The sequence below is a fragment of the Paraburkholderia sp. SUR17 genome, from assembly GCF_029536165.1.
GTDB classification, from domain to species: Bacteria; Pseudomonadota; Gammaproteobacteria; order Burkholderiales; family Burkholderiaceae; genus Paraburkholderia; species Paraburkholderia kururiensis.
This window is the reverse complement of sequence record NZ_CP120508.1, coordinates 3,905,312-3,926,784: the sequence shown is the minus strand read 5'-3', so window position 1 is coordinate 3,926,784 and position 21,473 is coordinate 3,905,312. Positions and strand designations below refer to the sequence as shown.

The window sequence follows — 21,473 nt, the reverse complement described above, 5'->3', positions numbered from 1 at the left end:
GGTGGCGCGCTCAGGGTTGTTTCGGTTTCTTCATCAGGAAGTCCATGTAGGTCGAGGACTCCGGAAAGAGCTCTTTCTCGGCCTCGAACTCCTGCATGGCCTGCGTGTCGTTACCGACGTTCGCGTACAGCATGCCCAGTTGCGCGTGAAAGCCCGGCGGCGGCGTGTGGCCCTGGCCGCGAATTTCCTGCAATGACTTCTCGAGCGAATCGATCTGCGCCTGCGGCGCCTTGTCGCCCTTCAGGTAGTCGTAGACCGCGGGCTGATAGCCGTTCCATTGGTAGAGCGGCGGCGGACCGTTCGCGACGCATCCTGTGAGGAGCATCGCAGCAGCAGCCGTGGCCGGCAGGCAGATTCCCCGTATCGTGCCGATGTACTTCATTGGTAACCCCGTTTTCGTGGTTGTTGTCAGTGATTGATTCTTCCGGGACGCACCGAGGTGCGCCCACGGCGCGCCGAATCGCGCCCAACTGCGCTTACCGCTGTTACTGCGCCGCCTTCAACGCGCCCGCATCCACCTGCTCTGCGAGATGATTGACGGCTTCCTGGATGGCAAGCTCGAGCACCTTGCCGTTGAGCGTGGAGTCGTAGCTCGCGGTGCCGCCGAAGCCGATCACCTCGCGGTTCGACAGGCTGAATTCGCCCGCGCCCTGGCTCGACGCGACGACTTCGGACGTCGTGGTGTTCACCACGTTGAGGCTCACCTTCGCGTACGCCACCTGGTTCTTGCCGCGGCCCAGAATGCCGAAGAATTCGTGGTCACCCACTTCCTTGCGGCCGAACTCGGTCACGTCGCCGGTGATCACGTAGTTGGCGCCCTTGATGGCCTGCCCCTTCTTCATGAAGCCGGCTTCCTGGCGGATCTCTTCGAGGTTGTCGCGATCGAGCACGTTGAAGCGCCCGCTCTGCTGCAGCGACGTGATGAGGATGGTCTTGGCCTGGCCGCCCAGACGGTCGATGCCGTCGGAGAAGATGCCGCGCATGTAGCTCGAACGGTTATCGAACTTGCCGACGGCGATGCCCACGGGCTTGCCGGTGGCGGGCCGCTGCGCGCTCGTGACGGGCGGCACGGGCAGCGTGCGCGACGACTCGGTGGCACATCCGCCCAGCGCCACGGCTGCGACAGCAGCAGCGGCGGCAAGCGTGATCCCGCAGGTCTTGAAGAGCTTCATTATTTCTTCCTCGATGGTCACGAAAACAGCAATGGTCAACACGCGACGCGCGACACGACGGCCGTGCGAAAGCACGCCGGCAAACGCGGACGCGTGAAAGAACTAGAGCGCCTGGAAAGGCAGGGAAACGTTGGGGACGCGGTAGCGGCTGTGCGCCGGCCGCGAGGCATGCAACACGCGCGACGACGCGCGGGCCGCTGCGATCTTATGGTGATCTGCTCGATCTGCTTGATCTAACCGGACGGCGATCGCTTTTTCAGCGACCGTGACCGTCATTCCCCGAAGCCCGGTGGGCTTGAACCCGTTGGTGCGGTGGTTCATTTTTATAGTAGAAGCCTGTTTGTAACAGGTTGTAATCTACCGAAATTTGCAATTAGCTGCGACCAAACTTCGCAAGAAATGCATAAATACGACAAATTATGCAGTGCGCATCGCAGGCATCACAGGCCGAGCCCGCGGGCAAACCGCTGCCGCAGAAACTGGGTGAAGGCGCGAATCGTGACGGCGCCCTCGCGGTGCTGCGGGTACACCGCGTAAAGCGCAAGCGGAGGCGCGACGAAGCCGTCGAGCACTTCGATCAGTTTCCCGCTGCCCAGCGACCCCGCCACGATGAACTCGGGCAGCAGCGCGATGCCGAGCCCCGCCACCGCTGCATCGCGAATCACCTCGCCGTTGTTGGCGCGCAGCGGCCCGTGCACCTCGAAGGTCTGCCGCGCGCCATCCACGACGAAATCCCACCCCGAGCGTCCCTCCTGCCCATACAGCAGGCAGCTATGGCGCGCGAGGTCCGCAGGTTCAGCCGGTAGCCGGTGCCCCGCCGCATAGCCGGGACTGCTGCACGCCACCATCCTGATCTCCGCAAGCTTCTGCGCAATCAGCGTGGAGTCGGCCAGGGTGCCGATGCGCAGCGCCATGTCGAAGCCCTCGCCCACCACGTCCACTACGCGGTCGCTCAGGTCCATGTCCACGCGCACGTCCGGGTTCGCGCGCATGAAGTCGGCGATGAGCGGTGAAAGATGGACGGTGCCGAACGACATCGGCGCGCTGATGCGCAAAAGCCCACGCGGATCGGCACGACGCGACGACATGGCCTGCTCGGCGTCGGCCACGTCCGCGAGGATGCGCTTGGCGCGCTGGTAGAAGTCGTTGCCCAGGTCCGTCACCGCGAGCTTGCGCGTGTTGCGCACCAGCAGCCGCACGCCCAGGCTCGCTTCGAGCGCCATCACGCGCCGGCTCACGAACTGCTTGGAGAGCTGCAGCCGGTTGGCGGCGGCCGTGAAGTTACGCGCCTCCACGGTCGCCACAAAGATTCGCAGGTCATCCAGTTGCATGGTGCCGTCCGGTTCGGTGTCGAGAAGGCTGGCTGCGCGGCGCGCCGCTTTGTCCACCACAACGCGACAGTGATTCACATTTGATGGCGATTATAGCCACATGGATTGACCTACACTGCCTTCACTGCTTCCGACAACGACGTCGTCGCTGCCGGCCCAGAAACAGATCACCGGAGAACGTCATGCTTGAAATCAGACATGCCAGCGAACGCGGTCGCGCCGAACACGGCTGGCTCAACTCGCGCCACACGTTTTCGTTCGCCAACTACTACGACCCGAAGCAAATGGGCTTTTCGGACCTGCTCGTGATCAACGACGACCGCGTCATGCCGGGCCGCGGCTTCGGCAAGCATCCGCACCGCGACGTGGAAATCTTCTCGTACGTGCTGGAAGGCGCGCTCGAACACAAGGACACGATGGGCAACGGCTCCGTGATCGTGCCCGGCGACATCCAGTTGATGAGCGCCGGCACGGGCGTGGCGCACAGCGAGTACAACCCGTCGGCTACGGACCGCGTGCACTTCCTGCAGATCTGGATCGCCACGCAGAAGAACGGTGAAACGCCGCGCTACCAGCAACGCATGTTCACGCCCGAAGAGAAGCGCGGCACGCTGCGCCTCGTGATCTCGCCGGAAGCGAGCGGCGAATCGCTGCAAATCCGTCAGGACACGCGCGTCTATGCCGGTCTCTTCGACGGCGACGAGCGCGCGGAACTGGAGCTTGCCGCTGAGCGCTACGCCTACGTGCACGTTGCACGCGGCAGCATCGAGGTGAACGGTGTGACGCTGGGCGAAGGAGATGGCGTGCGCATTCGCGACGAACGCAAGCTCACGTTCAGCGGCGGCAAGGACGCCGAGATTCTCGTGTTCGACCTGCGCAACATCGAGGTCTCGGACTTCTGGGGCTGATCCGCCCGTGGGTCAGTAAATGAGGGATGGCGCGGTACGCTACGTACCGCGCCATCGCTTTGTCGTTTAGCCGGCCGGCCGAGGACCGCAACCAGCGCCCGGCCCGGCAGCGCGCTTCGCCGGCTTATCCGCTTTGTCCGCGCTTTGTTCGCGCTTTGTCCGCGCTTATTTCACCGACACGTCGATGTCGCCGAAGTACTTGCGCGCCAGCGTCTTCACGGTGCCCTCGGCCTGCACTTTGGCGATGGCCGCGTCGAGTTGCTTCTTCAGTGCCGCGTCGCCCTTGCGGATGCCGAACGCGATGCCGCTGCCCAGAATCTTGTCGTCGCGCACGGGCTGGCCGACGAACGCGAAGTCCTTGCCGTCCGGACGCGAGAGGAAGCCCGTCTGCCCCGCCGGCGCGAGCACGAGCGTCGCGTCGAGGCGTCCTGCCTGAAGGTCCGCGTACACCTGGTTCTGGTCCTGGTACGGCACCACCGTCACGCCCGCGTTCTCCCAATGGGCCTTCGCGTAGCTCTCCTGGATCGATGCCTGCAACACGCCCACGCGCTTGCCTTTCAGCGATTCAGCCGTGGGCAGCAGGCCGCTGTCGCGGCGCGCGATCAGTTGCGTCGGCACGCGGTAGATCACGGTGGTGAAGTCGATGGCTTCGCGGCGCTTTTCCGTGGCATTCATGGCCGAGTTGATCGCGTCGAACTTGCGGCCCTGCAACGCGGGAATCAGGCCGTCGAACGAGGTTTCCACCCATTTGCAGGTCAGATGCGCCGCACCGCACACCGCGTTGCCGATGTCGATGTCGAAGCCTTGTAGTTCGCCGTTAGGCCCCTTCGATTCGAACGGCGGGTACTGCGCTTCCAGGCCGAAGCGCAACACCGAATCCGCAGCGAACGCGCTGACTGAGGCAGATGCCGAGGCGAACGCGCATGCAAGCACGAGCAGTTTTCCGAGCAACTTCATGGATGATCCCCTTTCGTCTGTTTCGTCTGTGATGTGACGCCGCTTGTGGACGTCCATAAGCGATGCGCGGAAGTGTCCGCGCCGCCCTGTTTTCCAACCTCGTGCTTCCAAACTCGTTGTTGCCGGCGTTCATGCCGACCTGCCCGATCATGCGGTGGGTGCCACTTCCGCAGGCGTCGCAATGCGCCGGTGTTCGAGCACCGGCAAGCGCGCGCGCACGGCGTTAAGCGTCTCGGCGCTCAGCGTGGCAAGCGCCACGCCGGGCCCATCCGCGTGGCACGCCAGCACCTCGCCCCAGGGCCCGACGATCATACTGTGACCAAAAGTTCGCCAGCCATTGGGATGTGTCCCGCACTGACCCGACGCGAGCACATACGCCTCGTTCTCCACGGCACGCGCGCGCAGCAGCAATTCCCAATGCGCGAGGCCGGTGGTGTGCGTGAACGCCGCGGGCACAGCGATGACGTCCGCAGCCGGCTTCGCACGAAAGAGTTCGGGAAAGCGCAGGTCGTAGCACACGGACATGCGTAGCATCCCGAACGGACCTTGCGCGGTGCCGATCGCGTCGCCGCCCACCATCGTGTCGCCCTCGGCGTGCTGTTCCGCGCCCTGGTTGAAGCTGAAGAGATGAATCTTGTCGTAGCGCGCCGTGCAGGCGCCCGTGGGATCGAACAGCAGCGACGTGTTGTACGCGTGCGTGTCGCGTTGCTCGCCGCTCGCGGGACGAATCGGCACAGTGCCGCCGATGAGCCACGTCTGCGTGTCGCGCGCAAGATCGGCGAGCGCGCGTTGAATCGGCCCGTCGCCGAACGTTTCGGCCAGCTTCACGCGCTCGTCTTCGCCTACGCCGATCCAGCAGAAGTATTCGGGCAGGCAGACCAGCGTGGCGCCGCGGCGCGCCGCCTCTTCCACCCAGCGGCGTGCCTCGGCCAGGTTGTGTGCCACATCGGCCGTGCTGCTCATCTGCACGACCGCTGCCGTCGTTGTGCCTTGCATGGCGCTCATGCCGCGCTCCCTCAGATTTCGCACAGCCGCCGCGCGCCTTCCAGCAGCGTGGCGTCGTCTTTCGAAAAGCTCAGGCGGATCAGGCCGGAGTCCGTGCCATCGGTGTAGAACGCCGACAGCGGAATAGTGGCCACGCGGGCATCGCGAATCAGGCGCAGCACGAAGTCGCTGTCGCGCTCGTCGGAGAAGTGGCGAAAGCGCGCGAGCATGAAGAAGCTGCCTTCGCTCGGCAGCAATTCGAAGCGCGATCCGGCCAGCGCGTTCGCCAGCAGATCGCGCTTGCGTTGATAGAACGCGGCGAGGTCGAGGTAGCTCGCAGGGTCGGCAAGCGCCTCGACGAACGCGTACTGCATCGGCGTGTCCGCGGAGAACACCATGAACTGGTGCACCTTGCGGATCTCGTGCATCAACGCCGCGGGCGCGAGGCAATATCCCACGCGCCAGCCCGTGACGTGGTACGACTTGCCGAACGACGACACGATCACGCTGCGTTCGGCGAGTTCGCGGTGGCGCGCCATGCTGTGGTGGCGAGCGCCGTCGAAGATCACGTGCTCGTAGACCTCGTCCGCGAGCACCACGATGCCGGTGTTGTGCGTTACGGCCTTGAGCCGCTCGATGTCGGCGTCGCTGAATACCGTAGCCGTAGGGTTGTGCGGCGTGTTCACGATGATCATGCGCGTCTTCGGTGTGATCTTCGCGGCCACTTCGTCCCAGTTCACGCGGAAGTGGTCGGTGGAAAGCTTGATGGCGACGGGCGTGGCGCCCTGCAGCCGCACGATGGGCGCGTAGCTGTCGAACGAGGGCTCGAAGTAGATCACCTCGTCGCCCGGATGCACGAGCGCGCTGATGGCCGAATACAGGCCCTCGCTCGCGCTCGCGATCACGGTGACTTCGGTGGCCGGGTCGTAGCGCGTGCCGTAGAGCTGTTCGACTTTCTCCGCAAGCGCGTCGCGCAACGCGCCGACGCCTGCCATCGGCGCGTACTGGTTGTGGCCCTCGCGCATGGCGCGCGTCACGCCGTCAACCAGCCTTGCATCCGGATCGAAATTGGGTGCGCCCTGCGAGAGGTTCAGCGCGTCGTGTTGCGCGGCGAGCTGACCAATCACCGTGAAGATCGTGGTACCGACGTCGGGCAGTTTCGAGCGAATCTGCAAGGCGCTCTGCATGGGGCTTTCTCCATCTGACAGGATCTGCGGCCGGCCTGCGCGGCAGGCGGCGCCTCGATCCGATGGTAGCGATTAAGCCCGATCCACCCTGCGCCCACAATCGAAACTTCGTCATGCGGGCCATGCATTTACATCATGGCGGCGGCGCTCACAGAGGCGCCGCGTCGCATTCACTGCAACGGCCGCCCTTCGATCTGTTCATACAGAACGTTGCCCTCGTCGTCCTCGAAGCGCTCCACGTAATTGCGTGCGCCGCACAACGGGCAGCGGAATAGCAGGCCTTGCCCTTCGTTCTTGATGACGACATCGGACAGCTCCCACGGCTGGCCGCAGGACTGGTTTCGGCAGACAAACTGGCTGGACATGCTGGGTTCTCCTGGCGGTAGGGCTGCCAAGACTACCGCATGTGGGCGGACAAGGGAGAAAACGGCGAGGATGGCCAGCGCAAGCCTGTTTCCTGAGGGGAGCAGGCCCTAGTGCGCAAAGGCCGGCGTCGGCATGCCGGTCATGCCCTTGAGCGTCTCCGACGGACGCACGCCGAAGAGCCGCCGGTAGTCCGTTGCGAACTGACTCAGGTGCCAGAAGCCCCACGCTGCGGCCACGTCCTGCACCGAGCAGGCGTCTTGCGCGGCGCGGCCTTCGCGCGCCGCGTTGCACAGGTCGCGCCGCGCGCCGTTCAAGCGAATGGCGCGCAGATAGGTGACGGGCGCCATGCCGAGCACGTCCTGAAAGCAGTACTGCAACGTGCGGCGGCTCACGTGCAGCCGTTCGCAGAGTTCCGGCACGCCCACCGGCCGGTCGCGGTGCTCGAGCACGTGGGCGCGCGCCGCTGCCACGATTGCCTGGCGCCGTTGCGGCGTAGTTGCCGCAAGCGGCTGCGCGTGGTCGGCCGAGCAGAGGTCGAACAGCGCCGCCAGCACCGACGATTGCAGGTTGCTGCGCGCGAAGCCCGAAAGCGGCACGCCGGCCTGCGCGCCGTCGTCCAGCATCTGGCGCAGCGACGTGCACAGGCGCAGCTTGCGCGCCGCGCCGATGGAGACCACCTCGGTGTGCGGCACCTGGTTCGTGAGCCCGAGGTGCTCGACCTCGGCCGCATAGCGCCGCAGCACGTCGCCCTGCACCACCACGCCGAAAAACTCGTAGCCGGCCGGCGTGACGAGTTCGAACTCGACGCCGCCGGGCCGGAACGCGAGGGCGTCGTCGCCGATCAGCTGGGCGTCGATGCGCCCATTGCCCTCACGGCAAAGCGGAATGCCGAACCAGTACGCGTCCGATTGCACCTCGCAGGTCTGGCGCAGCGCGTGGCTCGTCGTTTCGCGAAACACCGTCATGTGGTCGAGAAACAGCTCGGTGAGCGTGCCCGTGAAGCGGCCCGCGCTCAGCTGATCGTAGATCTGGTCCCAGCCGTGAAGACTGCGCGCCTGCTCGTCCGCATCGTGCGCGACCGAGTTGCGCAGACACAGATCGTCGTCCGTGGCGGCGCGAGCGGTGGGCGCAGCGGCGTGGGGATACGGGGAATCGGTGTTCATACCGGGCCGGCAAAAGAGGCATTCATGACGACTCCATCACGCAAGTCCCATGCCGATGGGGCTCGCCGCCCTGCGGCAGGGTGTCGCGGCGAGGTTGCTCCATTCGTGAACAGAACCACGGAATCTGTTCAGAAATGGCGCGCTACATGAAACAGCACGAAACAGTGAGAGAACAACGAGACAACAACGTCATGCCATGCCGCAAAGCAGTCTCGGCCTGCGCATGCATCGCCGCAGTGCGCCGCGCACCGCGATGCGTCATGCCGCGTCCGCATTGGCACGCTTCTGGCGTAACGAGCGCCCGGCAGGCGCGCCGCAGCGCCGGACCAACAATGCAGACCCATGCAGACACATGTGAGGAGCGACTGATGAACCACGCGGAAATGCAGTTCCTGACCACCGAATACCCCTACAAAAAGCAGTATGGAAACTTCATCGGCGGCGAATGGGTGAAGCCCGTCGGCGGCGAGTATTTCGATAACGTCTCGCCCATCACCGGCGAGCCGTTCACCTCGATTCCGCGCTCACGCGCCGAAGACGTCGAACTCGCGCTCGATGCCGCGCATCGCGCCAAGGACGCCTGGGGCAAAGCCTCGCCCGCCGAGCGCGCGAGCGTGCTCAACCGCATCGCCGACCGCATGGAAGCCAACCTGCAGCGCCTCGCCGTGGCCGAAACCATCGACAACGGCAAGCCCCTGCGCGAAACCCTGGCCGCCGACATCCCGCTCGCCATCGACCACTTCCGCTACTTCGCCGGCTGCATCCGCGCCCAGGAAGGCTCGGTCTGCGAGGTCGATCACGACACCGTCGCCTATCACTTCCACGAGCCCCTCGGCGTGGTCGGCCAGATCATTCCGTGGAACTTCCCGATCCTGATGGCCGCCTGGAAGATCGCCCCGGCGCTCGCCGCCGGCAACTGCATCGTGCTCAAGCCCGCCGAGCAGACGCCCGCTTCCATCCTCGTGCTGATGGAGCTGATCCAGGACATCCTGCCCAAGGGCACGCTCAACGTCGTGAACGGCTTTGGCCTGGAAGCGGGCAAGCCGCTCGCCACCAGCAAGCGCATCGCGAAGGTCGCCTTCACCGGCGAGACCACCACGGGCCGGCTCATCATGCAGTACGCGAGCGAGAACATCATTCCGGTGACGCTCGAGCTGGGCGGCAAGAGCCCGAACATCTTCTTCGCCGACGTGATGGACCGCGACGACGGCTACTTCGACAAGGCACTGGAAGGCTTCGCGATGTTCGCGCTGAACCAGGGCGAGGTCTGCACGTGCCCGTCGCGCGTGCTGATCGACGAGAAGATCTACGACCGCTTCATGGAACGTGCGCTCAAGCGCGTAGCCGCCGTGCAGCAGGGCCACCCGCTCGACCCGAAGACGATGATCGGCGCGCAGGCCTCGCAGGAGCAGCTGGAAAAGATCCTCTCGTACATCGACCTGGGCCGCCAGGAAGGCGCGCAGTGCCTCACGGGCGGCGAGCGCAACGTGCTCGCGGGCGAACTCTCGAAGGGCTACTACGTGAAGCCCACGGTGTTCCGCGGCCACAACCGCATGCGCATCTTCCAGGAAGAGATCTTCGGGCCGGTGGTGTCCGTCACGACGTTCAAGACCGAGGAAGAAGCGCTGGAGATTGCCAACGACACGCTGTACGGCCTGGGCGCCGGCGTGTGGACGCGCGACGGCACGCGTGCGTATCGCTTCGGGCGCGCGATCCAGGCGGGCCGCGTGTGGACGAACTGCTACCACGCGTATCCGGCGCATGCGGCATTCGGCGGCTACAAGCAGTCGGGTATCGGCCGCGAAACGCACAAGATGATGCTCGACCACTACCAGCAGACCAAGAACCTGCTGGTGAGCTACAGCGAGCAGCCGCTGGGGTTCTTCTGATCGGTGGCTTGATGCGTTGGTGAAAGACGGGCGGCGGGCGGAAGAAACGCACGCCGCCCCCACGTTTTCTTCTACAGGGAGGCTCGCATGAGTATGCGCAACTGCGCAGCTTTCCGCGCGGCGGCATCGGCACGCCGGCGCACCGCACGCAGCTATCCGCGTGGGCGTTCGCGCGCTGGCGGCGCGGTCGTCGCGTACCACCATCACGGAGCAACACGATGTCTGTTGAAGACGTCTCTCGCGTAATTGCCACGCCGGCCGCCGTAGCGCTGATCGACAAGCTCAAGGCCGAGCACGGCAACGTGATCTTCCATCAGTCGGGCGGATGCTGCGACGGCAGCGCGCCGATGTGCTTTCCCGCCGCCGAATTTCGCGTGGGCGCATCCGACGTGAAGCTCGGCGCCATTGCGGGCGTGCCGTTCTACATGAGCGAATCGCAGTTCGAATACTGGCAGCACACGCAATTGATCATCGACGTGGTGCCAGGCAATGGCGGCATGTTCTCGCTCGAACGTCCCACGGGCCTGCGCTTTCTCACGCGCTCGCGGCTCTTCGACGACGCCGAAAACGACTGGCTCGCTGTGCATCCCGTGGAGCGGGCCGACGCGTAGGGCTTAAGCGGCAGTGTCCGCCGTTTCAAGCGCTACGCGTCGCAAGCCAGTCAGTTGCTTACGGCTGACCGCCAGGTGCTTCCACTGCCGCTGCCGGTGCCACCGAAGAAAGCAGCGCGTCGCTATCGTCCTTGAGTCCGACGCCGGTCAGGCCCAGTCTGCGAGCGTGCGTGAGCAGATAGTGGAGCTTGTGCGCGGCGGCCGCGTAGCTCAAGCCTTCGGGGCGCACGTTGGAAATGCAGTTGCGTTCGGCGTCGGTACGGCCCACCTTCGGTTCGTAGGTGAGATAGACGCCCAGGCTATCCGGCGAACTCAAGCCTGGCCGCTCGCCAATCAGCATCACCACGAGCTTCGCGCCCAGCAGTTCACCAATCTCGTCGCCCAGTGCCACGCGCGACTGCCGCGCCACGATCACCGGCCCGATCTTCCAGTCCGCGAGCTTCGCCTGTACTTCGAGGAAAAGCGGCATCGCCTGCTTTGATGCGGCGAACGCGGAGAGCCCGTCGGCAATCACGAATACGACGTCGGGCGCGCCCTCCATTGCCGCAGTGCGCAGCGTTTCGCGGCTTTCGTCCGAGAGCCGCCGGCCCAGGTCCGGACGGCGCAGATAGTGTTCGCGATCAGGCGCGGCACTGTGCACATCGAGCGAGACAATGCCGCGCGCGCGCAGCGCATCGTGCAAAGGGCCGGCATCGAACGGCTGATGCACGGCGTCGCGTGCCTGCGCGTGCGAGAGATTGAAGGCGAGCAGCGGCTGCGTAGGCAGGCTGTTGCCCGCGCGGCCCAACGCGATGCGCGCCTGCGTGAAGCGCCGCAGCGCCTGCCACGGGTTCTTTTCGAGAAAGTCGCTCATGCCACGCCCATCCATTCGCTCGCGCCCTCCAGCAGCGGCTGGCGCGGCGACACGGGCAGCAGCGCGCCGCGCGCGTCGATGATCTGCATGGACTCCAGCCATTCCTCGAACTCGGGCGCACGGCGCAGGCCCAGCACCTCGCGCACGTAGAGCGCATCGTGAAACGAGGTGCTCTGGTAGTTGAGCATGACGTCGTCCGCGCCGGGAATGCCCATGATGAAGTTGATGCCCGCCACGCCGAGCAGCGTGAGCAGGTTGTCCATGTCGTCCTGGTCCGCTTCGGCGTGGTTCGTGTAGCAGATGTCGCAGCCCATCGGCACGCCCAGCAGCTTGCCGCAGAAATGGTCTTCGAGCCCCGCGCGAATGATCTGCTTGCCGTCGTACAGATACTCCGGCCCGATGAAGCCCACCACCGTGTTGGCAAGCAGCGGCCGGAAGCGGCGCGCCACAGCATAGGCGCGCACTTCGCAGGTCTGCTGGTCCACGCCGAAATGCGCGTTCGCCGAAAGCGCACTGCCCTGCCCGGTTTCGAAATACATCACGTCGTCGCCCACCGTGCCGCGCTTGAGCGAAAGCGCCGCCTCGTGCGCCTCGGCCAGCAGCGCGAGCGAAATGCCGAAGCTCGCGTTGGCCTTCTCGGTGCCGGCAATGGACTGGAACACGAGATCGACAGGCGCGCCCTTTTCGATGGCCGCGATCGAGTTGGTGACGTGCGTCAGCACGCAAGTCTGCGTGGGTACGTTATAGCGCTGGCGGAACTCGTCCATCATGACGAGCAGCGTCGTGATGGCGGCGAGGCTGTCCGTAGCGGGATTAATGCCGATCACCGCGTCGCCACAGCCGTACATGAGGCCGTCGAGCATCGAGGCGGCAATGCCCTTGACGTCGTCGGTGGGATGGTTGGGCTGCAGGCGCACCGACATGCGGCCCGGCAAGCCGATCGTGTTGCGAAAGCGCGTAATCACCGGACGCTTGCGCGCCACGGTAACGAGATCCTGGTTGCGCATGAGCTTCGAAACGGCTGCGACCATCTCCGGCGTGAGGCCGTCGGTAATACGCAGCAGCGCGTCGGAATCCGTCGTGCCTGAGAGCAGCCAGTTGCGAAAATCGCCCACGGTAAGGTGCGCGATCTCGGCAAATGCCGCTTCGGAATGACCGTCCATGATGAGGCGTGTGATCTCGTCCTGTTCGTACGGAATCACGGCTTCGTTCAGGAACGTGCGCAGCGGCACTTGGGCCAACGCCATCTTCGCGGCCACGCGTTCCTCTTCGCTCGCCGCGGCCACGCCCGCGAGCTGATCGCCGGAACGCAGCGGGCTCGCCTTCGCGAGCAGCGTCTTCAGGTCGGCGAAGCGATAGGTGCGTGCGCCGATTGTCTCCGTATAGCTCATCGTCTTTGCTCCATCGTGCGAGCGCCGCACACGGGCAAATAGGCCGTGTGCGGCGCCGCGCGTCTTGCGGGTCGCTTACTCTTCGAGCAGCGCGTCGGCCGGTGCCGTCTCGCGCTGGCTGCGCGTGGCGAGGAAATACACGTAGCCGAGCGCCATGAACACTGCGAACACCAACGCCACTTCGAGGTTGAAGTACACCATCGTCGCGAGCGAAATCACGGCGGCAACGAGCGCGAACGCCGGGAAGAACGGGAACAGCGGCGCGCGGAACGGGCGCTCCATATTCGGGTCCGTACGGCGCAGCTTGAAGAGCGCCAGCATGCTCACGATGTACATGACGATAGCGCCAAACACCGACATCGTCACGATGTTCGCCGTAAGCGTCTGGCCGGCGAACTGGATCAGCTCGTCGCTATAGATGGCTGCAATGCCGATCACCCCGCCCGCCAGAATCGCACGATGCGGCGTCTTGAAGCGCGGATGCACCTTGGCGAGCCACTCGGGCAAATAGCCGGCGCGAGCCAGCGCGAAGATCTGCCGCGAGTAGCCGAGGATGATGCCGTGAAACGACGCGACGAGCCCGAACAGGCCGAGCCACACGAGCATGTGCATCCAGCCGCTGTGCTCGCCGACGATGTACTTCATGGCTTGCGGCAGCGGGTCGTTGATGTTGGAGAGCTTGGTCCAGTCGCCCGCGCCGCCGGCGAACACCATCACGCCGATCGCGAGCGCGACGAGCGTCAGAATGCCGGTGACGTACGCAATCGGAATGGAACGCTTCGGGTTCTTCGCTTCTTCGGCGGCCATGGCCACGCCTTCAATGGCGAGGAAGAACCAGATCGCGAACGGGATGGCTGCGAACATGCCGTGAAACGCGCCCATGCTGAAGTGATCGGCGCCGGCCCAGCCGCCCTTCGTGAAGTTTGACCATTCGAAGCCGGGCGAGACCACGCCCATGAACACGAACAGTTCGAAGATGGCGAGCAGCGTGACGAAAAGCTCGAAGGCGGCAGCTATCTGCACGCCTACGATGTTGAGCGCCATGAAGACAAGGTACGCGCCCATGGCCGCGTGCTTCGGTTCAAGGCCGGGAAACTGCACGTGCAGATACGCGCCAATGGCGAGCGCAATGGCAGGCGGTGCGAACACAAACTCCACAAGTGTCGCGGCCCCCGCGATGTAGCCGCCCACCGGACCGAACGCGTGCCGCGCGTAGGCGAACGGGCCGCCGGCATGCGGAATCGACGTGGTGAGTTCCGTGAAGCTGAAAATGAAGGTGGTGTACATCGCGGCGATGAAAATCGCCGTTACGACGAAACCCAGTGTGCCGGCGCTCGCCCAGCCATAGCTCCAGCCGAAATACTCGCCGGAAATGACGAGCCCCACCGCGATGCCCCACAGCTGCCACGTGCCCAGCGTCTGCTTCAGCTCATGATGCGTGACTTGCCCTACATGCTGGCCCTTCGACTCTGCTTTCATCGGAATCTCCCCTGACGTTGCGGCCCGGCGCCCCACGCGGACCGACAGCCTTGGGCGGATAGTAGAAAGCCATAAATAGAGGCGTTATCGAAAATCGGCAAAGGTGTGCTGCGCCGCCGTACCGCCGTGTTTTAAGGAGCGGCTGCTTACTGCGCGTCGCCCGGCCCTTCGATTTCGGCCTGCGCCTTGCGATCCACCGCATGACGCCAGCGCGCGCCGAACGTGAGGTTGTGCAGCCAGATGGTGAGTACGCCCATGAACGTTTCGTACGAGCCCGCTGCCGCGTAGGCGATGGGCACATGCAGGAACAGCGGGCCGAGCAGCGCGCCCATCGCGGGCGCCGAATAGGTGCCGAGCGTCAGGCCGAGCCGCGCGGGGTTCACGCCCATTGCTTCCTTCATGCCGGCGCGCCACGCTTCGAGCCGCCCTGCGGGCGCGCTCTGGTTCAGCAACGACTCGATGGCCTGCGGGCTGTCCAGTTGCCTCATTTGCGCGACGATGCGCTCGCGCTCGGTGCCGTCGGTGCCGCATTGTTCGAGTGCCGCGTCCACGATGCGCGCGAGTTCTTCCGGCGAGGGGTTTTCCGCCGCGAGTGCGTCGAGCCGTTCGCGCGTGGCGACATCCAGCACAATGCGCTCGGGCAATTTGCCTTCGCGTTCCAGCTTGCGATAGTTGTCCGCGAAATACTTCACCGACATGAGCCCCGTTGCTGCGGAGAGCATCACCGCGCCCGTGGAAAACAGCGCGCCGCCCGCGTGGTCGCCCACCGTGTGCGAGACCTCGTCGATGGAATTCGCCGCGAACAGCGCGAGCACCGCGACAGGCGCGAGCGTGGCGATGCGCTTGCGCATCTCGTCGTTGCTCATGCCTGCGCCGCGCAACGCGGAGAGTTCGGCACCTTCGGCCATCACGTCGTCGGCGGAGGCGGCGAGGAACTTCGCAAAGCCGCCCATGTGCAGCGCGTCCTGCACGACTTCCACCGTGGGCGCCATGACAGCAAGCGACGTGAGAATGGCGCGCGCGCCTTCGGAGGTGCGATTCGCGTCGTCGGCACTCAAGCGCCGCAACGCGTACTCGCGGCCGAACGTGTCCGCGAGCAGCGTGTCGAGCCGTGCGACGTCGGCCTGCGTGCGCGCATCGTGCTCGCCGCTGGACGCAGAAACGCTCAGTACGTCCGACGAAAAATCGCGAATGAGGTTGATTGGCGTGTCGAAGTCTTCGTCGTCGGCGAGCGCACCGCTCGACATCTGCGCGAGGACCGCGCCGCGAAAACCGTCTCGCGCTTGCGGGCCTGCTTTTTCGAGCGCGCGGCCCAACTGCTTGCCGCTCTCTTCACGCAGGCGTTCGAGGTCGCTCTCCAGCACCTTCGGGCGCGCACCCGCGCGCACGAGCCCCGGCAACCACGTCGTGACGAACTTGTGCTGCGAATGCGTCGCCACGTGGCGGATCGCGTCGAGCACAGCGTCCGGCGTCTGCGAGCAACGCACGAGATGCAGCGTGGCGCCCTGTGCATAGAGGCGTTCTACGATCTGTGCGGCCTCTGGATACATTTCAACGAGCGCCGCCATTTCCGTGGGCATTTCATCGCTGTCAGCATCAAACGATTCACGCTCGAAGTGGGCCTCGACGAATTCCTCGGCCTCGGGTCCGCTCGTCACACCGAGCGCATTCCACCGCTCGCGGCGCGTCTGCAACGCCTCGCGGGTTTGCGGCGGCAGCGCGGCCAGCACGTCGGCGGGTACGTTGAGCATGTGGCCGGCGTCGAACGACGTTTCGTGCTCGCCGTCGCGCGTTGCGATCTTGAAAGCGCGTGTCCATGCGGGACCACCCGACGCTTCATGCACCACGTGCAGGCCCGCACGCTGCTGCGGCGTCAGTGCGCCGACCCAGTCCAAAAGCGCATTGCGTTGTCCCCACTCGTCGTGCTCCCAGACCGCGCGCTCGTGCAGATGCGAGACCACGTCTTTCACGCGCTCGTCGCAACTCTTCATGCGCGGCATGACGCGACGCACGGTGTCGGCGCTGCGGCGAAAAAACGGTGCGCGTTCGTAGCCGAGCACGTACGCGATGTCGCGCGCGGAAAGCTTCACCTCGGCCGCATGGGCCGTAGAAAGCAATGTGATTGCGCGGCTCAGTTCCTCGCGGCCGGCAGCGGTATCGAAGGGCGGCGATGAAGGCGTCGGCAGAGCCTGTGGCTCGTGTGCCTCGTTTTCATCCTCGTCGCGCGAGCCACCAGCGATGGGAAATATCGGGCCGCGTGCGCCGGCGCCGATGGCAGCGAGACCGGTGTGCGGATCGATTGCGGTGTAACCCTTCGGCAAGCCGGTGTTCGCGTCGGCTTCGATCAGCGCGTAACGCGTCGTTCCGCTCGCTGCGTCGTAGCGCATTGCGAGGTAGGCGTCGGTGCCCGCCGGCTTCGCGAACTCGCCGCCGCCCGGCGCGGCGATACGCGCTTCCTTGCCGACCGCATAGCCCAGGCTCGATAGACGGACCATCGGCACGGTGCCCTGCTCATCGAGCAACGCACGGTTGGCGGCAGCACTTTCGCGCAACCGTGCGGCCCCCGTCCTGGAGGACGAAACGCTCGCACTGTTGGCCGCCATGCTGACGAAATGCGTGAGAACAGGAGATGGCTGTGGTGGCTTAGGTGGCTGTGGTGGTTTTGACCTGCTCGAGAGCGTGGCTGGCAACGCAGACGTGCGCCGAAGCGCTGAGGGCGCGTTCGCTGACCCCGCTTCTGCAACGTCCGCTCCTCGCACAACCGATTCACCGTCGCGCTGGCCGCGCGGACTTGGGCCGAGCGCCGAAAGCCCGGCGCCGGCCGCAGGCCGAGACATCGGCGCGGGCGGGGTGGCGCCGCCTCCCTCTGCGGAGAGGTTGCTATTGTTCTGCACCCCAACATTTTTTGCGGCATCGCCGCCCGAAGTCACTTTCACGCTGGATTCCTTACTGATGGTCGGGTGGTATGTCGCGACGTCTGCCTGCCGCGCGAATGCAACGCGGCCCGCGTGACGCCTCCATGCGTCACGCGAGCCGCCTCATGCACGCTCACCAGCCAAGCGGCAGGTGCGATGGCGCTGTGCCGGCAGATGTCAGAAATCGTTCTGCTGGTTCAGATCGCCGGCGCTCACGGTCACGTCGGACGACGAGAACGTGACGTTGCCGCCGTCGCCCGTTTGCCCCTTCACCGCATGGCCCGACAACATCGCGAGCGGATTGCCGCCGTCCTGCAGGCGCTCGATCTCTTTCGTCGCGCCGGAATTCAGCGTGACGTTGCCTTGCGAATCGATCACGCCCACCGAATCTCCGCTCTTGTTGTACAGGTTCCCGTTCGAGTCTTCCTGTAGATGCAGTGCCTCGCCACCGGCCTTCGAATTGATCTTCACGTCGTGCAAGCCCTGCCCGTTCGGTGCTCCGGTGCCGGTGGTGGACGGCTGGCCCGTGAAGTTGACCGGCGTGTACGGCGACGGAGACTGGCCTGTCGTGCTCGCGCCGCCCTGCTGCGGGAACTGCCCGGTATTCGGCTGATTGGTGGGCGTGCTCGCGCTGTTGCTGTCGGCGAGCAGCTTCTCGATGTCCTGAAGAATTTCTTCGGTGAAGCCTGCATTGTTCGACGCGCCGGTCTCGAAAGACGGTTGCGTTTGCGAATTCAGATATTGGGTTGTGATGGAGTTCGTGCTCATGGAGATCTCGCAAAGGTTGACACAGTGGGTCAGCAAGACAAACCAGACAATGAAAGACAGGCGGCCCGCGCAAGGACAACGCCCCATCGCATAGCGTAGAAACTGCCTGCGGCAAAGCGGTGCGCAACGCGAAGCCAGGTTTTGCGCTGCGAAACGTTTGATGCAGGCACGAGAGCAAGTGCCGCTCATTGCGGCCATACCTTCCATGCCGCATCGCGCATCCAATGCATCGATTCGTTCGCGCGTGCGCGTCTTCGCATGTCATACGCCAGCAACGCATCTCAGCAAGAGAATCGGGAACCGGCCTTGCGGACAGGCTGTGCACGCGTGCGCATGTACGCTGGCGCACATTCGCGTTTGCCGCATTTGCGCTCACTCACGATGCTCGATATTCAATGCGATCCTGTGGTGCTCGGCGTACTGCTCTCGATCTTCGCGACGGGGCTGCGTATCGGCGCACACGCGGAGCTTGAAGATCTGCTTATCGTGTTGCGCCTGCTGCATCCGAAGCAGGCTGCCGTGGACATCTGCGAGGTGCGTTTGCTGATCGCAAGGCACCGCTGGGTAGATGCCTTGAGACTGCTGCGGCAAATGGAGGAACAAGGCAACGGTTCGCCCGTCGTGTGGGCGCTCCAGGGCTGGTGCCTCTACGTGATGCGCGATACGGACTGGCGGCGCTGCGTGTCCGCTGTGCTGCGCGCGGGCGACCCCACGGCACTCGCCATTACGGCCCGATTCCTCGAAGTACCCGAGGCTGGCGACGCCACCGCCGAGCGCATCGCCGACGCGATGGAGCGCGGCCGCCGCGTCGGCGCACGCCTCGTGCAGCGCTGGTAACGCGCGCACGCATCGACATTTCAGCGCTCCCCGCAACGTTGCGCGCTCGCCTTCGCTAGAATCATCCGCGAACGCAGCGCCGTATCGCATGCTGCCGATACCGGCATTCACCGCAGCGCATCATTGGTGCACCGCACCGAACGGGGATCCCTCCATGACGGACAAGAGCAACACGAGGAACGCAAGCGCATTTCGTCCTGCCCTCGAACGGGCGCTGGGTCATTCGCTCGACTATCTGGAGGCGCTCGACGAAAGCCCCGTGGCTGCAAGGGCCAGCCTCTCCTCTTTGCGCGAACGTCTGGCAAAGCCGCTCGGCGACGAAGGCGTGGCCGCTGAACGCGTGATCGACGATCTCGTGAAAGACACGGCAGGCGGCATCGTAGGCAGCGCGGGAGGCCGATTCTTCGGGTGGGTGATTGGTGGATCGTTGCCGGCTGCGCTCGCGGCCGACTGGCTCACGAGCGCCTGGGACCAAAACGCCGCGTCGTTTTCGTGCGCGCCCGCCGAGGCCGTAGTGGAAGAAGTGTGCGGCGCGTGGCTCAAGGAACTGCTCGGATTGCCGGCGCAGGCGAGCTTCGGCCTGACGAGCGGCTGCCAGATGGCGCATGTCACGGCGCTTGCGTCCGCGCGTCATGCGTTGCTCGCGCAACGCGGCTGGGACGTGGAACGCGACGGCCTGTTCGGTGCGCCCGCCATCCGCCTGCTGAGCAGCGATCAATTGCACGGCAGCATCTCGCAAGCCACGCGGCTGATCGGCATGGGAACGGGCGCGGTACAGACCTTGCCCTGCAACGACACGGGGCGGCTCGACGCAGCGGTGCTCGAAGCGGCCCTGCAACAGGCGCCCGATGCACCGACCATCGTGCTGCTACAGGCGGGCGATCTCAACATCGGCGCCTACGATTGCTTCGCGGAACTCATTCCGCTTGCGCACCGGTACGGCGCGTGGGTGCATGTGGATGGCGCCTTCGGCTTGTGGGCGAACGCGAGTCCCCGTTACAGGCACCTGCTCGCGGGCGTCGAACACGCAGATTCGTGGACCACGGACGGCCACAAATGGCTCAACGTCCCCTACGACAGCGGATACGCGTTCGTCGCACATCCCGATGCGCACCAGCGCACCATGGGCTACCAGGCGAGCTACATCAGCTACAACGAACAGGTGCGCGAGCAGAAAGATTGGAGTCCGGAATGGTCTCGCCGCGGGCGGGGCTTTGCTACTTACGCCGCGCTACGGCAATTGGGCCGCGGCGGCGTGGCGAACCTGATCGAACGTTGCTGCGAAGCGGCGCATGCGATCGTGATGGGCGTTGCAGCGCTGCCCGGCACTCAACTCATGTGGGAGCCGCAAATCAACCAGGGGCTCGTGCGCTTCCTGCATCCCAAGCCAAACGCAACGCAAAGCGATCACGACCAGTGGACCGACGCCGTGACGGCCGCCGTGCTCGCGAGCGGCGAAGCGCTGTTCAGCAACACGACATGGCGCGGCAAACGGTGTATGCGCACATCGGTCTGCAACTGGCAGACGGACGAGCATGACGTGAAGCGATCGATTGCCGCGGTGGCCGCCGCATTGCGGCAACTTCGCGGATGAGCCCACACGATAGGCATCGGCGCGCTTCGGTGCACGTCAAAGCACCTTCGTCGCCGAATGCCACAACTGCATCAATTCGTCGAACTGCGTGATGAGCTCGTAGCTCAAGAGAAAGGCGAACATGTAGCCGGGGCCGGGAAAGCGCTCCACGCTGTGAAGAATGGGCCGTGCGAGGCGCGCCCTCAGCATGTCGCGCGTGAGCACCCACGTGATGACAATACCGATCACTGCGCCCGCGATCACGTCGGTGGGATAGTGCAGACCGAGATACACACGTGGCGCACAGATGAACACCGCGGTGTAGATCAGCGCCAGCGTACCGATGCCTCGCCACACGAGGAAGATACCCGTGGCTATGGCGAACCACAGCATGGCGTGATCGCTCGGAAACGAGCTCCACGTTCTCATCACGCTATCGCCCAGCCCCACGGCAGGGAAGTTCAGATGCAGGCTCGTGTCGTAGATAGGCCGCTCGCGAAACGGGAGCGCGTGGGCGAGAAGCCGGCCCGTCATGAGCGCAATGAACCCGCTTGCGATCGTGGCCACCACCATTTCGCGCGCCCATTCGCGGCGCTCGCCGGGCGTGAACCAGATCCACCACAGCGCGGCAATCAGCATGAGGCCCTTGAACAGATACAGAGCCGCGATCGTTCTGATTGCGTGGTTGATTATCGCGGAGTGGGCTGCGTGGTTGACGATGAAGGTTTGAACTGCTGTATCGAAACCGCTCACTTTGACGTCCTGAGTTGCAATGGAAAATAAACGAGGTCTTGTTCTCGTGTTTTCCTCTCGCTGTCCCCGTCAGAAGATTGCGCGTTCGCTGCTGCATTGCGCAACCGTGGCGCGTACAGAGCGCCGTGTGGTGAGGGACGATGATACGGTCAAAGCCCTAGCCAGCAGGCATAAAAATCGTAACGGGGGGTAACGGGAGCGAAGCGGGACAGCAAGCGGCGCACCAGAAAGCCGCAAAGAGGCCGATTGACCTGCATCAAAGGGGCCCGATACCGGCCGCGTAGCGTGTTCGTAGTCGCGCCTTATATTGAGAGCGGCGGGCATTCGAGCCGCTGC

19 protein-coding genes are annotated in these 21,473 nt (G+C 64.8%); 5 read left to right on the top strand and 14 right to left on the bottom strand.

The annotated features are described in order from the left end of the window. Nucleotides 1-10 precede the first annotated feature (10 nt). From P2869_RS17590 to P2869_RS17580, 3 genes are all read right to left on the bottom strand, one after another. Nucleotides 11-382, bottom strand: coding sequence for a DUF4810 domain-containing protein (locus P2869_RS17590; protein WP_017772352.1), 372 nt, complete (start codon nt 380-382; stop codon nt 11-13). A 103-nt stretch (nt 383-485) separates the two neighbouring features. Beyond that, nucleotides 486-1,172 carry a CsgG/HfaB family protein gene (locus tag P2869_RS17585; RefSeq protein WP_026120954.1) on the bottom strand — a complete coding sequence of 229 codons (687 nt, stop codon included), beginning with the start codon at nt 1,170-1,172 and terminating at the stop codon, nt 486-488. Between the two features lie 440 nt (nt 1,173-1,612). Then, nucleotides 1,613-2,503, bottom strand: coding sequence for a LysR family transcriptional regulator (locus P2869_RS17580; protein ID WP_277597107.1), 891 nt, complete (start codon nt 2,501-2,503; stop codon nt 1,613-1,615). 182 nt (nt 2,504-2,685) lie between these two features. Here P2869_RS17580 and P2869_RS17575 point away from each other — a divergent pair, with 182 nt between their 5' ends. Then, nucleotides 2,686-3,411, top strand: a complete 726-nt coding sequence (locus P2869_RS17575) for a pirin family protein (protein WP_277597106.1) — start codon at nt 2,686-2,688, stop codon at nt 3,409-3,411. A gap of 165 nt (nt 3,412-3,576) precedes the next feature. Here the strand turns inward: P2869_RS17575 and P2869_RS17570 are convergent, their stop codons facing one another. From P2869_RS17570 to P2869_RS17550, 5 genes are all read right to left on the bottom strand, one after another. Next, nucleotides 3,577-4,368, bottom strand: a complete 792-nt coding sequence (locus P2869_RS17570) for an ABC transporter substrate-binding protein (protein WP_017772348.1) — start codon at nt 4,366-4,368, stop codon at nt 3,577-3,579. 147 nt (nt 4,369-4,515) lie between these two features. Further along, on the bottom strand, nt 4,516-5,373 hold the full coding sequence (locus tag P2869_RS17565) for a carbon-nitrogen hydrolase family protein (RefSeq protein ID WP_277597105.1): 858 nt from the start codon (nt 5,371-5,373) through the stop codon (nt 4,516-4,518). 11 nt (nt 5,374-5,384) lie between these two features. Next, nucleotides 5,385-6,539 carry a pyridoxal phosphate-dependent aminotransferase gene (locus P2869_RS17560; RefSeq protein ID WP_277597104.1) on the bottom strand — a complete coding sequence of 385 codons (1,155 nt, stop codon included), beginning with the start codon at nt 6,537-6,539 and terminating at the stop codon, nt 5,385-5,387. A 170-nt stretch (nt 6,540-6,709) separates the two neighbouring features. After that, nucleotides 6,710-6,904 (bottom strand): hypothetical protein, encoded by a 195-nt coding sequence (locus P2869_RS17555; protein WP_017772345.1) that lies wholly within the window; start codon nt 6,902-6,904, stop codon nt 6,710-6,712. A 108-nt stretch (nt 6,905-7,012) separates the two neighbouring features. Then, nucleotides 7,013-8,068, bottom strand: coding sequence for a helix-turn-helix domain-containing protein (locus tag P2869_RS17550; RefSeq protein ID WP_277597103.1), 1,056 nt, complete (start codon nt 8,066-8,068; stop codon nt 7,013-7,015). Nucleotides 8,069-8,436: 368 nt separating this feature from the next. Between P2869_RS17550 and adh the strand changes: the two genes are divergently transcribed. Together adh and P2869_RS17540 are read left to right on the top strand one after the other, a co-directional pair. Then, nucleotides 8,437-9,957, top strand: a complete 1,521-nt coding sequence (adh, locus tag P2869_RS17545) for an aldehyde dehydrogenase (protein ID WP_017772343.1) — start codon at nt 8,437-8,439, stop codon at nt 9,955-9,957. A 218-nt stretch (nt 9,958-10,175) separates the two neighbouring features. Then, entirely contained in the window at nt 10,176-10,568 is a 393-nt protein-coding gene (locus P2869_RS17540) for a DUF779 domain-containing protein (RefSeq protein ID WP_277597102.1), read from the top strand. 58 nt (nt 10,569-10,626) lie between these two features. Here P2869_RS17540 and eutC read toward each other — a convergent pair whose 3' ends face one another. The 5 genes from eutC to P2869_RS17515 all read right to left on the bottom strand — a co-directional run bounded on the left by eutC (nt 10,627) and on the right by P2869_RS17515 (nt 17,974). Further along, the gene (gene eutC, locus P2869_RS17535) at nt 10,627-11,421 is read right to left on the bottom strand and encodes an ethanolamine ammonia-lyase subunit EutC (protein ID WP_277597101.1); all 795 of its coding nucleotides are present in this window, start codon (nt 11,419-11,421) and stop codon (nt 10,627-10,629) included. After that, on the bottom strand, nt 11,418-12,812 hold the full coding sequence (locus P2869_RS17530; protein WP_277597100.1) for an ethanolamine ammonia-lyase subunit EutB: 1,395 nt from the start codon (nt 12,810-12,812) through the stop codon (nt 11,418-11,420). The genes eutC and P2869_RS17530 overlap by 4 nt, the downstream gene beginning before the upstream one ends. A gap of 75 nt (nt 12,813-12,887) precedes the next feature. Continuing rightward, entirely contained in the window at nt 12,888-14,291 is a 1,404-nt protein-coding gene (gene eat / locus P2869_RS17525) for an ethanolamine permease (protein ID WP_017772339.1), read from the bottom strand. Between the two features lie 146 nt (nt 14,292-14,437). After that, nucleotides 14,438-16,792, bottom strand: a complete 2,355-nt coding sequence (locus tag P2869_RS17520) for a hypothetical protein (RefSeq protein WP_277597099.1) — start codon at nt 16,790-16,792, stop codon at nt 14,438-14,440. A 591-nt stretch (nt 16,793-17,383) separates the two neighbouring features. Then, the gene (locus P2869_RS17515) at nt 17,384-17,974 is read right to left on the bottom strand and encodes a hypothetical protein (protein ID WP_126878630.1); all 591 of its coding nucleotides are present in this window, start codon (nt 17,972-17,974) and stop codon (nt 17,384-17,386) included. A 333-nt stretch (nt 17,975-18,307) separates the two neighbouring features. On the opposite strand from P2869_RS17515, the gene P2869_RS17510 reads away from it, so the two are divergent. After that, nucleotides 18,308-18,811, top strand: a complete 504-nt coding sequence (locus P2869_RS17510; protein WP_277597098.1) for an HrpB1 family type III secretion system apparatus protein — start codon at nt 18,308-18,310, stop codon at nt 18,809-18,811. 154 nt (nt 18,812-18,965) lie between these two features. Next, nucleotides 18,966-20,405: a pyridoxal-dependent decarboxylase gene (locus P2869_RS17505; protein WP_277597097.1), complete on the top strand. Its 1,440-nt coding sequence runs from the start codon at nt 18,966-18,968 to the stop codon at nt 20,403-20,405. A 36-nt stretch (nt 20,406-20,441) separates the two neighbouring features. Here the strand turns inward: P2869_RS17505 and P2869_RS17500 are convergent, their stop codons facing one another. After that, on the bottom strand, nt 20,442-21,137 hold the full coding sequence (locus P2869_RS17500) for a phosphatase PAP2 family protein (protein WP_277597096.1): 696 nt from the start codon (nt 21,135-21,137) through the stop codon (nt 20,442-20,444). Nucleotides 21,138-21,473: the final 336 nt, after the last annotated feature.

Coding starts and splice junctions, on each gene's coding strand:
- P2869_RS17530 (WP_277597100.1), bottom strand. CDS start 12,812: ATGAGCTATACGGAGACAATCGGCGCACGCACCTATCGCTTCGCCGAC.
- P2869_RS17575 (WP_277597106.1), top strand. CDS start 2,686: ATGCTTGAAATCAGACATGCCAGCGAACGCGGTCGCGCCGAACACGGC.
- P2869_RS17510 (WP_277597098.1), top strand. CDS start 18,308: ATGTACGCTGGCGCACATTCGCGTTTGCCGCATTTGCGCTCACTCACG.
- P2869_RS17555 (WP_017772345.1), bottom strand. CDS start 6,904: ATGTCCAGCCAGTTTGTCTGCCGAAACCAGTCCTGCGGCCAGCCGTGG.
- P2869_RS17580 (WP_277597107.1), bottom strand. CDS start 2,503: ATGCAACTGGATGACCTGCGAATCTTTGTGGCGACCGTGGAGGCGCGT.
- eutC (WP_277597101.1), bottom strand. CDS start 11,421: ATGAGCGACTTTCTCGAAAAGAACCCGTGGCAGGCGCTGCGGCGCTTC.
- P2869_RS17585 (WP_026120954.1), bottom strand. CDS start 1,172: ATGAAGCTCTTCAAGACCTGCGGGATCACGCTTGCCGCCGCTGCTGCT.
- P2869_RS17565 (WP_277597105.1), bottom strand. CDS start 5,373: ATGAGCGCCATGCAAGGCACAACGACGGCAGCGGTCGTGCAGATGAGC.
- P2869_RS17540 (WP_277597102.1), top strand. CDS start 10,176: ATGTCTGTTGAAGACGTCTCTCGCGTAATTGCCACGCCGGCCGCCGTA.
- P2869_RS17570 (WP_017772348.1), bottom strand. CDS start 4,368: ATGAAGTTGCTCGGAAAACTGCTCGTGCTTGCATGCGCGTTCGCCTCG.
- eat (WP_017772339.1), bottom strand. CDS start 14,291: ATGAAAGCAGAGTCGAAGGGCCAGCATGTAGGGCAAGTCACGCATCAT.
- P2869_RS17550 (WP_277597103.1), bottom strand. CDS start 8,068: ATGAACACCGATTCCCCGTATCCCCACGCCGCTGCGCCCACCGCTCGC.
- P2869_RS17515 (WP_126878630.1), bottom strand. CDS start 17,974: ATGAGCACGAACTCCATCACAACCCAATATCTGAATTCGCAAACGCAA.
- adh (WP_017772343.1), top strand. CDS start 8,437: ATGAACCACGCGGAAATGCAGTTCCTGACCACCGAATACCCCTACAAA.
- P2869_RS17560 (WP_277597104.1), bottom strand. CDS start 6,539: ATGCAGAGCGCCTTGCAGATTCGCTCGAAACTGCCCGACGTCGGTACC.
- P2869_RS17505 (WP_277597097.1), top strand. CDS start 18,966: ATGACGGACAAGAGCAACACGAGGAACGCAAGCGCATTTCGTCCTGCC.
- P2869_RS17590 (WP_017772352.1), bottom strand. CDS start 382: ATGAAGTACATCGGCACGATACGGGGAATCTGCCTGCCGGCCACGGCT.